Source organism: Litorimonas haliclonae, assembly GCF_965138505.1.
Taxonomy (GTDB): Bacteria; Pseudomonadota; Alphaproteobacteria; order Caulobacterales; family Maricaulaceae; genus Litorimonas; species Litorimonas haliclonae.
This window is the reverse complement of sequence record NZ_CBCSCO010000004.1, coordinates 144,158-156,802: the sequence shown is the minus strand read 5'-3', so window position 1 is coordinate 156,802 and position 12,645 is coordinate 144,158. Positions and strand designations below refer to the sequence as shown.

The following is a 12,645-nucleotide window of genomic DNA, read 5'->3' as shown; positions in this document are numbered from 1 at the left end:
GTACCGTGCAGTGTCGGGCTGAAATAAACCCGGTGAGTGCGACTGCCGGAGACGCGCAATGTCCGTAATCAATCCGGGGGATTGAGTACAATGTAGCGCCGACACCGAAGGTGGCGGGTCGTGTCAGTTTACAATAAATATCGCCGCATCCTTACTACCTCTGCTTCGCAGAGCCGCGTTCGGATAAGCGGGTGCCGCGTTCGGATGTTTTTACCCCATGATAAACCGCAGCGGCCCCTTGCTACTCGGCGTGAAGAAAGGCAAAAGTCCTGCTTATGAATTGGCTTACAAAACTCACTCCGCCTGGCGTAAAATCCATTTTTTCCAAAAAGGACACGCCCGATGATCTTTGGATAAAATGTCCCAAATCCGGAGAGATGGTTTTCTCTGCCGACTTGCCTGGACTACTCCATGTTACGCCTGCCGGTCATCATATGCGCATTGGCCCCAAGACACGTTTGGGTCAGGTCTTTGATGACGACCAATATGAAAAAGTCGCCGTGCCAGACGTGGCGAGAGACCCTCTGAAATTCAAAGACGATCAGAAATATACAGACCGGTTAAAAAAAGCCCGCGCCAAAACAGGTGATGATGACGCCATGACGATTGGGGTCGGCAAAATACACGGACTCCAAACCGTCGTCCTCGTCCAAAACTTCGCCTTTATGGGCGGTTCACTCGGCATGGCAGCAGGAGAAGGATTTATCCGCGCCGCGGATTACGCCGTCGAACACAAACTCCCTCTTGTGGTTTTTACAGCCGCTGGCGGCGCCCGGATGCAGGAAGGCGCGCTGTCCTTGATGCAAATGCCAAGAACAACCATTGCGGTTCAACGATTACGTGAGAACAATCTCCCCTATATTGTTGTTCTGTGCGATCCCACCACGGGCGGCGTCACCGCGAGCTACGCTATGCTTGGCGATATTCATTTGGCTGAGCCGGGCGCGCTTATCTGCTTTGCCGGCCCGCGCGTTATTGAAGACACAATTCGCGAACAATTGCCCGAAGGGTTCCAACGCGCGGAATATCTCGAAGAAAAAGGCATGATCGACAAAGTCGTGCATCGCCATGACCTTCGTAAAACACTGGCGCAAATTCTGGGCGTCTTGATGAAGTCAGAGCCTGAATTCGAGACTGAAGACGCCTAAAATGCCTTCTCAGGAGCCAACTGACAACCGTGTTGAGCAAGCACTTGCCACGCTTCGCGCCCTGCATCCTAAAAAAATAGACCTCGGCCTGGACCGAATTGAGTCCGTTCTGGCCAAGCTCGGTCATCCCGAACGCAAAATGCCCCCGATTATCCATGTGGCGGGCACGAACGGCAAAGGCTCTACGGTTGCGAACCTCCGCGCCATGGCAGAGGCTGCGGGGTTAAAAGCCCATGTCTACACCTCCCCCCACCTCGTTCATTTCCGTGAACGTATCGTTGTGTCTGGAGAGGAAATCTCGGATGAGTCTTTAGTAGACGTACTGACCCGCGTCAGAGAAGCCAATGCCGGAGCGCCTCTGTCTTTCTTCGAAGCCACAACCGCCGCCGCCTATCTCGCCTTTTCAGAAAGCGCCGCAGATATTGCCTTGATCGAAGTGGGACTTGGCGGGCGCTATGACGCCACAAATGTCATTCGCCCAACCTGCTGCGCCATCACGCCGATTGATTACGATCACGCCGAGTTTTTAGGTCGGGATTTGGCGGGAATTGCCCGCGAAAAAGCCGGAATTATGAAATCGCATGCCCCGGTTATTTGCGGCGTTCAGAGCGACCTTGTGAATGCTGTTTTAGATGCCGAAGCCCGGAAAGCCGGAGCCGATATTAAAATCTGGGGACAGGATTATCGCGCATATCGGCAACATGGCCGTTTGATATTCGAACAAGACGAAGAGATGCTGGATCTGCCCCTACCAGCGCTACGCGGCGAACATCAGATCCGCAATGCAGGACTTGCGGTTATGGTCGCGCGCACCCTTGGATGGCCAGCCGAGGCAATTGCCGCAGGTTTGCAAAAGGCCGTCTGGCCGGCCCGCCTTCAAAGCCTGACAAAAGGCATTTACGCAGAAATGGCACATGAAGCCGGAGCTGAGCTTTGGCTGGACGGGGGACATAACCCCCACGCCGCTCGCGCAGTAGCGAACGCTATGGCAGAGCTTGAGCAGACAACGGAGCGTCCGCTCATCCTAATTACAGGAATGCTCGCCAATAAGGATATTGGTGGGTTTTTGGACGCCTTTGAAGGTCTGGCCAGTGCCGTCATTGGTATCAGTATTCCAGACCACGACTCCCTCGCACCGGAAACGTTAAAAGAACTTGCCACGAGCCGAAATATGCTCGGCTTCGTTGCAGACGACATATTTGACGCGGTTGAATTGGCTATAGAAACAGGAGAAGCCCTGTCAGATGGAACGACAGGGCAATCCCCAACGCCGCCGCGTATACTAATATGCGGCTCGCTCTATTTGGCGGGGGAAGTCCTTAAAAGTTGATCCGCCTTTTACGCGACAGACGTCCCTCTAGTTGGGTAGTCATTTTCAGCCGCGAATTTCATTCCGGACAAGACTTCGTCAAGAGCCGGGCGTCCAAAAGGCGTATTCTGGACAAATTCAGCATAAAGAGTCCCGTCAGGCTTCACTACAAAAAAGGCGGGCTCTGCAAATATTTTGGGTTCTTTGTCGGAAATACTATCCGATAAAAACAGCCCGAGTTCCTTTGCCGTCAAAAGAGACAAGCCATACCCGATCGGTAAATTTTCCAATTCCCACTCTTTGACCGCCTTTTTGGCGCGCTCTTCATTGTCCATTGAAATAGCAACAACATCCATTCCGTCCGCTCGAATATCTGCGACTTTGGCGTCAATTTCTTGAAGCTGGTTTTTGCATTTCGGACAGTGAACGCCGCGATAAATGACGATAAACTGAAAATATTCTGGTTTGGCATCTGCAAGATTGAACTGCCCGCCTTCGACCAATGGGACGTCTAGGTTGGGCAATTTACTTTTGGGGTTTAGAAGTTGAGGCATAAGGTTTTCGCTTTTTGTTTATAGATTAAATCTAATAGTTTTGGGGTTAAAGATTTTCTGGATCAACGGCAGTATCTTTATTTTCAAGGGAAGCAGGCGTCGCTGTGCCTTCCGCTCGACCATTTAAGTAGTCGATGCCCCGGTCAATTTCGGCAATCAATTCGGCAAAACCCGCTTCACTATCGGCATTGTTACGAGCAACCATTTCTTGGCGAATATCACGTAATTGGGCGAGACGCTCCTCTTTCGGCCCTTCAGCCATATAAATATCTGTGATTTCGTCCAATGTCGTGGGCTGGGCAATACCGGGCGCATAACCATCGGAATCAATAGCCGTATCAACGGCCATAACGTTCAAATCTGAATCAGGCATAATGTTATCTCCTCTGCTGTAGGTAACGGAGCGGCTCTTCAAATGTTCCCTGTCAAATCCTTCTAATAATATCGCAATAAAAAAGCCCCCGGCGGTCACCGGGGGCTCAGAAATTGAGGTTAAAGCAAAGCTTAGGCGTGCTCAGACACCCACTCTTGCAGTTTGGTTTTTGTCATCGCGCCGACTTTGGTGGCAACAACCTGCCCATCTTTGAAAATCATCAGAGTTGGGATGCCGCGCACATGGAATTTGGCGGGCGTTTCAGGGTCATCATCAATATTAACTTTCGCAATTTTGATCTTGTCGCCCATATCGTCTGAAATTTGCTCCAGAGCGGGGCCAATTTGTTTACACGGGCCACACCATTCGGCCCAAAAATCAACCAAAACAGGCTGTTTGGCATCAATGACGTCGGCTTTAAAACTGGAATCGGATACTTTTACGGTGGCCATGAGCAATACTCCTAAGGGCTGATAAAATCTGTGTCTTCATCGTAGGTAGGAAGCGACCCTATCTTCGTCAAGGCGTCATCAAGTTTGTCTTCGCCCAGCCACATCAACTCCGGTCCAGACGTCCAGAGCAGACCACACTCAATTTTTTTATCCTTGTATACTGTGCGCGCGAGCTCTCGATAGGCCGCCATCTGCCCCATATAAACAGGGTCAATTTCATCTTGGGATCCCGGTATATGGCGGTTCGTTTTATAATCAATAATCAGCACTTGATCCTCTTGCTCGCAGAGCCGGTCGATCTGCGCGCTGAAATCCATATCCTCACCGTCTATTGAAACCTGCCCTGCCAGACTAACCTCGGCCCGACTATTTGGGGTCCAAAGAAACGCGAATTCGGATGTGTCCAGAATGGCTAAAACTTCAGAAAGCAATTCCGTTTTTTCATCTTCCGTCATGAGGTTATAGCCCGACAAGATAGCTTTAGCTTTTGAGACGCGCTCACTTTTCTCGAAATTCGGCAACACTTCCAAAAGCTGATGAACGAGGATCCCTCGATGACGAGGCAACAATCTGTCTCTCGTCTGAGGTTCGTTCCTATAGGTCTCTGCGCTGGCAAGTAAATGTGACGGGCTGAGGCGTTTGCGAACGCGCTCTTCTTCGGCCGCAGGCTGCAATGCCCAGAGCGGTATCGACATCGCTTTTTCCGAAGGCAGTTTTTCAATAGCTTGCGCCGCGACCGGGGGCCCGCCGAACACTTTACCTTCGCCAAAAGGGGTCTCGACCACTTGCGTTTCTAATCCGTCAAAGACCCGGCCCATCCAGTCATACCAGCAGCCGTCTTCTATGGGCTTTTCGGCGCTTCTACCACTTTGAAATCCGCAAATGACCAAGCGGCTCTCAGCGCGGGTTAGCGCCACATATAACAGACGGAGTTGTTCCTGCTCTTGCTTGGCCTTAGCGGCATTAAAGCTCGGCTCCAACGCGACAGGCAGATCATTTTGAGACGGTTTGAGATAAAACCCTTCCTCCAGGGAAATGAAACTGTCCTTAAATTTCGGAGTTTGAGTTGTATCGGGCAGAATAACGACGGGCGCTTCCAAACCTTTCGCGCCGTGCACCGTCATAACGCGAACAAGTCCTTTGGCGGCGTCCATATCGCGTTTCACGTCGGCATCATCATCGTCAAAAGCGCGAACAAAATACTGCAGGCTTGGCACGCCCTTCTGCTGATGGTCCATGGCGCGCGTCAGGAATACATCTAAGGCTTCGCGCGATTCCAGCCCCAAGCGCTTGAAGAACCTCTTCCGCAGACTCTCCCCGTTCTCATCCACGTAATCCAAAACGGCGGTGTAAAATTCATAAGGCGAGAGGTTTCCGGCCAGATAAATAAAATGATTAAGTACTCCGGCAAGAGTGTCATCACGTGACCTGACCGAAGACCAAAGGCTTCTTTTTCCGCGTCCCCTGGCCAGATCTAAAAGCGCCATATCATCAAGACTAAAAATGGGGCCTTTTAATACTTCTGCCAAAGACAAATCATCACTCGGCAACAAGGTGAAACGGGACAGCGCCAAAAGGTCTCTGACGATCATGGCGTCGGCGAGTTTAAGTCTATCCGCCCCTGCCAGCGGGATAGATTGACGTTTAAGATGACGAATAATGGCATCGTAAAGCGAGTTACTCCCTCCGCCCCGCGTCCTAACGAGGATAAGGATATCTCCGGCCTGCATAGGGCGAACGAGCTTTTCGTCACGATCATAAATTGGCTCGCCCTCATCCAGCCAGTCCCTGATTTTTATGGCGAGCTCCCGCGCCAGAACTTCGCGTTCATCGCTATCGCTCATTTCGTCGACAGGGGTTGTATCCCAAGGTGCTTTATCTTCGCCTTTTTCGGGTTTCATTGACAGCGGCCAGAATTCAACCTGTCCTTGATCTTCCCGGAACGCCGCATGATTTTCGATGTCCGCACCAGGCGGGAACGCGGCATCAAACATGGCCTGCCGTCCATTCTGCGCGTGTAGAAACGCATCAACGACATCCAGCACAGTCTGCGCGGATCGGAACGACATCGCCATTCGAATTTGCTTGGCCTCTCCGATCAGACGAAGTCTGATTTCGTCCAGAAACTGTTCAGGTTTCGCGCCTTGGAATCCATAAATAGACTGCTTCTCGTCGCCCACCGCAAATAGGGTTCTCGGCGTTTTTGAATCGCGGTCCGGGTTGTCCTGTATGAACGCCTCCGAGAGACTGTTTATAATATCCCACTGCTCGGGGGACGTGTCCTGCGCCTCATCCAGCAATATATGTTCAATCCCGCCGTCGAGTTTATAGCGCACCCAATCGGAGACATCTTTCCGGCTTAAAAGATCTCGCACCAGCAATATCTGATCGTTAAAATCCAGACCCCGGCGTTTGCGCTTCGCCTCGGCATAAAGGGTGCTATAAGGCCTCGCGAGGGTATAGATGGCTTTGGTCAAGGTAAGAACATCAGCCGCATTAAACGTGTCCAAACAAGTGACGACGCGTTCCGCCTCCGCGCCTTCAGAAGAAAAATAATCTTGTGTGGCCTCCATAGTTTTTTTGGTCACAGGGGATTTTCGAAGGGTGTTTTGCGTTGTCAGATAAACTTGGGAATAATGATAAAACGCTTTGACCGGGTCTGAGATTTCAAGGCTTTCCTTGATACGCGTCGCTACTTTTTGATCAGTGATTAAACCATTATTTAAAACTGGAATAGCCTCGGTCAGAATTTCCTCATCCGTCTCTTGCCAAAACTTTTTCGCCAAACTCTCTTTCGTCTCTGAAGGGTCGAGTCCCAAAACACCGGCTAGACTCTGAACGCCCCCGGCGGCCTCCCAGCGTTTTATTTTCTCCGCCGAATGGCTCATCCAAGTGAATAGGCCTTCGAGCGTTTGATCGGCCATTTTGACACTCAAAGTCTGCAAAGCCTGATTAACCCCTCCGTCCGGCTCCGCCATCGCGTCTTTTAATATCTGCGCGCGGACCTCGGCGGATAATTGAGCAATCTCGGCTTCTTCAATCGGCTCAAATCCCGGCATAATGCCCGCCTCAATCGGAAAGCGTGACAAGACCCGTTCACAAAAGGCGTGAATGGTTTGAACCTTTAGCCCCTCTGGAGTCTCCAAGGCTTTGGCGAAGAGATTTCGCGCTTTGCCCACCTGGTGCACATCAGAGCCAGTGAGCTTTTGCAGCTCGGCTTTCAATGCCTCTTTTCCCATAATCGACCAGTCACCAAGCTTGTCATACAAACGGTCTTGCATCTCTGTGGCCGCGGCTTTGGTATAAGTCAGACAAAGGATCTTCTCAGGCTCGACGCCTTGCAACAATATTCGAGAAACGCGGTCCACCAGAACGCGGGTTTTTCCGGAACCTGCATTGGCCGACACCATCCGGGTGTGGCGCGGATCTGCGGCGTCAGATTGCGCGGATACGGCTTTTTCATAAGCGAGGGTCATGCGCTGTAATCCCGTCCGAGTGACGCCCATTCACTCCGCCGGGCCAAGTCATCAAACTCGCCATAATCATGTGTAAATTGCACGCGGGGTTGAGAGTAATAGATCGTTTCCGGGTTATCATACGCCCGGACAAGCTTCTCCAAAACCTCTATCGCTTCATCTGCATAGTCTTCGGCAGAAAGGCCTTTGTTATTCTCCGGCGCCGTCAGGGTCTGGTAAGAGAAATCATCATTGGACCCTTTAATGCGAACATAGCCCAACTGCACCGTTTGCCCCTTATCGACCCCTTTAAATCCACCTTCGGATAAAAGCCACGCACTAAGCGGGAGCTGCGGATCAAATCCGGCTTTTACAACCTTTACCGTCGGCGGCGCCCCGGTTTTGTAATCTATAACGCCATAGCCATCCGGGCGGCGCTCAATCAAATCAGCTTTACCGCTCAGCGTAAAATCAAGCTCTTTGATATAATGCTTTGCTTCACATTCAATGGCCCACACATCAAACCCAGCCGTCTGTCTTTCCCTTAGCCAGTTTAGAAATTCGGTCGCAACCGCTTCGAACCGGCTCGCTTCTTTCGCAATTTCGAAATCGGCATATCCGCTTTGTTCGAAAGCGTGCCTAAAAAACTCTATCAGCTTGGCTTTGCCCTGCGCAGACCAATCTTCTTTGTGCGCCCGAAGGAATTGCTCTAATCCATCATGGATCGCCGTGCCGAAGTTACCAGCTCCTAATGACGCATCCAGGGGATCAAGAGATTTTAAGCCCAGCGTATGTTTGGCAAAGATCGTATATGGATCCCGTATCCAGGTTTTCACCTGAGTGATGGATACGCGCCGTCCTTTGGCAAAGGCCCAGCGATCTTCGACAGGCGGGGCGGGTTTGGGCTGCTCAATTTGTGAATTTTTAATCTCGTCAGGGGTGACGCTATCAAGCGCTTGCGCAAGTTGAAGATAGTAATCTTGGGCGCCCAGCAATTCCTCTGCCCGCTTTTGCCCCAGCGCGCCGCGCAACAATGTCTGCAAACGCCATAGCCAGCGCGAAGCAACCATTGGGCTGCCGCCGCTGCGTTTGGCGCGGGTGAGAATCACATTCGGATGCGCTGCGAGTTCAGCAAAATCATGCGCAGAAAGCCCAAAGCGTTTCTCCGGCAGGGACAGCCCGACAGATTTTCTCATCGCCCGGGATAGAAACGGTTCTACTTTCGGAGTCGCGGGCCAAATACCTTCGTTTAATCCCCCGAGAATTATCCGGTCTGCACTTAGCATTCGCGCTTCCAATGGCCCCAAAATTGACAGCCTTGGGTGCGTCCCAAAAGGGGGACGAACCACTTTACCCCGCATAAGAACAGCTAGGAGGCGGGACAGACCGGACGCAGTGATATCCGGCAGATTATGACCAAAGTCGATGAGCGATTGAAGGATAGCTTCCCCTTCACGTCCGCCAATTGCCTCATTCAACAGCGTCGCTCCATCAATCTCACCTGATGAGGCAATCTCTATTGCGACGTCTCTCAATTTTTGCGCCCACTGCTCTACGGCAGCATTTTCCCCTAACTCCATCAACGCGCCCAAAGCCGAATGTACACGCGCAATTAATTGAGCTTCGTCTTTCTCCTTTACGGTTTCACTATTTGGCCTTACCCCACGGAAAAGGCGTTTCTCAAGTTTTTGCCACTCTCCTTTTGCAACCCCGTGACCTTGGCCAAGTTGGGTGAGAGGGTGATTCAATAAAACAGCCAACGCCACAGGGCTTTCCGGGTCAGAAAGCAAATCGACAATTGCGGTGAGAAAGCCCCCTACCTCGGTTTCCTCCAGCGGTTCGCCTTGTGAAATATCGACATTGACCTTCCATCGGCGCAGACGTGCTTTGACCCGGCGCGCCAACCCCTGATCGGGCGTCACCAGTGCGGCGGTCTGCCCTTCGGCGTCTAATGTTTCGCGCATGAGCAGCGCGATTGTCAGCGCTTCATCTTCGTCATTGGCTGCTTCCAAGACTGACAGACCATCCATGGCATCGACAAATGGTTCCGTGTCCGGCGCGTTGCGGCGTATGGTGGCGATGCGCTCAAGCCAGTCCGCTGTATTATCAACAGGCACAAGGGACTCGGCCAAAAGTAGCCGCCGCGCCGCCAGTTTCGGTTTTTGCAGCTTTTCTACGCCGCTAATATGCGGCCAATTTGAAACCTGCCCGCGGTCCAAGCCGAATTCCCCTAAAAGGTTTTTAAGCGAATTTTGCGGATGCTGTTCGGCAACATTGTCCCAAGACCGCTCGGGGCTGTTGTCCAAACCGGGCAGGACAATGACGCCCTTAGGCAAGCGCGACACACAGGCCATGAGCCGCGCCGTTGCGCCGAGCGTTCCGGTGGATCCTGCAATGATAATGGGATAATTCGGCGCACTTGCTTCCCATTGCCCTGTCAGCTTATCCAGCACTTCAACTTGCCGGGCTTTAGGCTCTAGAGCGTCCAATTCCCGAAGGCGCTCCGGCCAATAAGTTTGAATAATTTTGTAAAGCTCAGCCGCATGCTGAAAATGCTGCGCTGCAAAAGCCTGAATGTCGGACAGTTCAGCCAGGTCTGAAATTCGCGTTTCTTCCGAGGCCGCATCATCCAATATCGTCAAGAGAGGGTCCGCCAAGGCCAAAGCCGCTGCCGCGTCAAGCGGCATATCAGAAGCGCGGCGGTAAAACCGCTCCACAATTTTGGCCATTTCAAATCGCCTCTGAGTGCCGTCAATGGCTGGCGGAACAAGCCCCGCCACATCGCTTGGCTCAAATGGCGGTTCGTTCGGGTCAATATCAGCCAAAGTATTCAGGCGCGGCATAAGCATAACGCCCTGCCCTTTTTCGCGCGAATGCTGCAGGAACAAATCCGTCAATCCACGCACGGCCCGACGAGTAGGCAATAATATCAAGGCATCGGACAATTGCTCACCAAATTCGGTCATCAAGCCCTCCGCCAATGACCGGAGGAAAGGCACGCCCGACGGCATGTTATAAACCCCTTGCAGACTCAAGTGCCTGCGCCTCTTAGCTTCGCATCCATTTTTGCCGCCTGTTTTAATACTGCTTCGGCGCCCTGTCTGGCTTTGGGATCTCCAACATGCATCCAGAAGGCAGGCATAACTGTTCCGAAGAGCCCGAAGGTTTTCAAAGTCGTATCCCAAATTTTATTTCGCGAAAATTTCTCCTCAGGAAAGGGTTTGGCGAGCGATGGCTTGAAAATTTGAATACCGGAAAAGTAATATTTCGAGGTTTCTCCCAAACGCCGAGAGACATGTCCGGTTTCTGCTAAATCAAAATCTCCGGCCCCGTCATGACCGAGTGACATATCGCGCCGTGCAAGCAAGAGAAGCTCATCCATCAAGGTTGGATCCCACGCTGACATCAGGGATTTCAGCACCGGCTCAAATTCCACCCAAACTGCATCAATATTACAAATAAAAATCGGCTCATCGCCTAGCAAAGGGAGCGCCTTTACGACACCGCCGCCGGTTTCAAGGAGCTGCTCTCTCTCATTTGAAATGATAATCTCAGGCCCGTCCGTGCGCTTTTTCAAATATTCTTCCAAATGATCGGCATGGGCGTGAACATTGACCACGGCGCGCTCCACCCCCGCCTGAGCTAAGCGGTTCAGCATGTGATCTATCAGAGGCTTTCCGCCGACCTCGACCATCGCCTTGGATCTGTCATCTGTGAGCGGACGCATCCGCGTGCCATGCCCCGCCGCCATAACCATTGCTGTTTTAATCATGCAAAACCTCGGGTAAGTTTTGGGTAAACCAAGCCCTGATCGGTGCGACAGCCGGATGATTTAAATCCTCTTGAAGATGGCGTTTCACCCGCGGTAAGAGCGCCCGATATTGCGGTTTACCAAATTTCAAATCGGCGCGGACCGGAAACCCAAGCAGTTTCGTTCCCCGCTGCACGCTCAACACAGAATAGGCTGCGCGAAAATCAATATCATCTTTGAGGCCAGATTTTTCGCAAAACCGCCTAATTAAATGGTCTTTCAAATCGGGCGAAACATCCCGCCGAATATCGGTGATCAAAGACATCAAATCATAAGCAGGGTGAACGAACAAAGCATCTTGGAAGTCGATCAGCCCCACATTGGCGAGGCCCGCCCGCTCAGGTAGCCAGAAAAGGTTTTCTGCATGAAAATCACGAAGCCCTAACCCCGGGGCGTGGGCGAGTAGATATTTGAAACTCTCTGCGTAAAGTCCGTAAAACTCGTCTCTTGCCCCGCCCGGAATTTCGCGGTCAAAGTCTTTGACATACCAATCCAGACATAAATCTGTTTCCGCCAGGAGCGCGGCTGTGTCGTATTCTCTGACACGCCATTTCACATCTTTAAACGTCATGATTTCAGGAAAGCTCGAGCGATAGATTGCGGCGAGAGTATCAACAGCAGCTTCGTAAAGTGGCATCTCCAAAGAGGCGTCCAGCCCGATAACTTTTGCGAAAACGGGTTCGCCAAAGTCCTCCAACAACAAAAACCCATTTTCCAGATCTGCGGAAAAAATTTGCGGCACTGAAAACCCGCGAATAGCGAGTTCATTTGCCAGACACGCAAAGCTTTCCATATTTGGCCCGGCCAGTCTCGCCAACGCATTGTAGCCGAGCTGCCGCCGCGCCTCAACGCTCGCGCCCTCTGGCTCTCCGGGAAGCTCGTCGAGTTTTGGCGCGTTCATCAAGACAGCTTTTTGCCCTTTCAGCTCCAACCGCTCATAGCTTCGAGTAGAGGCATCCCCTTGAATTGGAGCGCGCAAAGCCTCGCCCCATCCCGCATTTTTTAAAAAGGTAGATATCTGAGCGGCGCGATCAGACATGACGATCCTCCCATTCCGGGCCGAGCTCCACGACCCGACCGGCCCCGTCAAATCGAATGTGAAGATTTAAGGCTTCTTCCGGCAAATACTCACCAATCTTGTCAGGCCATTCCAAAAGGCAAACCGCTTCTCCGAACGCATCCATCAAACCGATTTCAAAGACTTCATCCGGATGCTTCAAGCGGTAGAGATCGCAATGCCAAAGCTCATATTCCGGAAAGTCATAGGTTTGAACGAGTGTGTAAGTTGGAGATGGAACCTCAATTTCCGGCAGCGTCGCTTGTATAAGTCCGCGCGTTAGGGTAGTCTTCCCTGCGCCTAAGTCCCCAGTCAAAGCAATTGTGTCTCCCGCTCGCAAAGCCGCCCCGATGCGCGCGCCCAAAACGAGCATTTCCTGTTCATTTTTGGCGGTAATTCTTGTCACGCTGTCTTTGATAACGGGTTGTATTATCATGGCAAGCCCTTAGATAAGTGCCGAGACTAACAGACAAGAAGGCCCGTTTC

Annotated in this window: 10 protein-coding genes; 2 read left to right on the top strand and 8 right to left on the bottom strand. The window is 51.9% G+C overall.

The window, feature by feature from the left end; translation table 11 throughout:
- Positions 1 to 275 precede the first annotated feature (275 nt).
- The gene (gene accD / locus ACNA05_RS10390; RefSeq protein ID WP_415811419.1) at positions 276 to 1,148 is read left to right on the top strand and encodes an acetyl-CoA carboxylase, carboxyltransferase subunit beta; all 873 of its coding nucleotides are present in this window, start codon (positions 276 to 278) and stop codon (positions 1,146 to 1,148) included.
- A 1-nt stretch (position 1,149) separates the two neighbouring features.
- Complete coding sequence (locus ACNA05_RS10385; RefSeq protein WP_415811418.1) at positions 1,150 to 2,478, top strand: bifunctional folylpolyglutamate synthase/dihydrofolate synthase; 1,329 nt, start codon at positions 1,150 to 1,152, stop codon at positions 2,476 to 2,478.
- A gap of 8 nt (positions 2,479 to 2,486) precedes the next feature.
- Here ACNA05_RS10385 and ACNA05_RS10380 read toward each other — a convergent pair whose 3' ends face one another.
- The 8 genes from ACNA05_RS10380 to tsaE form a co-directional block, all read right to left on the bottom strand.
- On the bottom strand, positions 2,487 to 3,011 hold the full coding sequence (locus ACNA05_RS10380) for a redoxin domain-containing protein (RefSeq protein ID WP_415811417.1): 525 nt from the start codon (positions 3,009 to 3,011) through the stop codon (positions 2,487 to 2,489).
- A 46-nt stretch (positions 3,012 to 3,057) separates the two neighbouring features.
- Positions 3,058 to 3,384 (bottom strand): hypothetical protein, encoded by a 327-nt coding sequence (locus ACNA05_RS10375; protein ID WP_415811416.1) that lies wholly within the window; start codon positions 3,382 to 3,384, stop codon positions 3,058 to 3,060.
- A 131-nt stretch (positions 3,385 to 3,515) separates the two neighbouring features.
- Positions 3,516 to 3,836, bottom strand: a complete 321-nt coding sequence (gene trxA, locus ACNA05_RS10370) for a thioredoxin (protein ID WP_415811415.1) — start codon at positions 3,834 to 3,836, stop codon at positions 3,516 to 3,518.
- Positions 3,837 to 3,847: 11 nt separating this feature from the next.
- On the bottom strand, positions 3,848 to 7,342 hold the full coding sequence (gene addA / locus ACNA05_RS10365; protein WP_415811414.1) for a double-strand break repair helicase AddA: 3,495 nt from the start codon (positions 7,340 to 7,342) through the stop codon (positions 3,848 to 3,850).
- A complete protein-coding gene (locus ACNA05_RS10360) occupies positions 7,309 to 10,257 on the bottom strand; it encodes a PD-(D/E)XK nuclease family protein (RefSeq protein WP_415811413.1) in 2,949 nt (982 codons plus the stop codon). The genes addA and ACNA05_RS10360 overlap by 34 nt, the downstream gene beginning before the upstream one ends.
- 65 nt (positions 10,258 to 10,322) lie before the next feature.
- Positions 10,323 to 11,063: a nucleotidyltransferase family protein gene (locus tag ACNA05_RS10355; protein ID WP_415811412.1), complete on the bottom strand. Its 741-nt coding sequence runs from the start codon at positions 11,061 to 11,063 to the stop codon at positions 10,323 to 10,325.
- Complete coding sequence (locus tag ACNA05_RS10350) at positions 11,056 to 12,141, bottom strand: aminoglycoside phosphotransferase family protein (protein WP_415811411.1); 1,086 nt, start codon at positions 12,139 to 12,141, stop codon at positions 11,056 to 11,058. The genes ACNA05_RS10355 and ACNA05_RS10350 overlap by 8 nt, the downstream gene beginning before the upstream one ends.
- Entirely contained in the window at positions 12,134 to 12,595 is a 462-nt protein-coding gene (gene tsaE / locus ACNA05_RS10345) for a tRNA (adenosine(37)-N6)-threonylcarbamoyltransferase complex ATPase subunit type 1 TsaE (RefSeq protein WP_415811410.1), read from the bottom strand. Before tsaE ends, ACNA05_RS10350 begins: the two co-directional genes overlap by 8 nt.
- Positions 12,596 to 12,645: the final 50 nt, after the last annotated feature.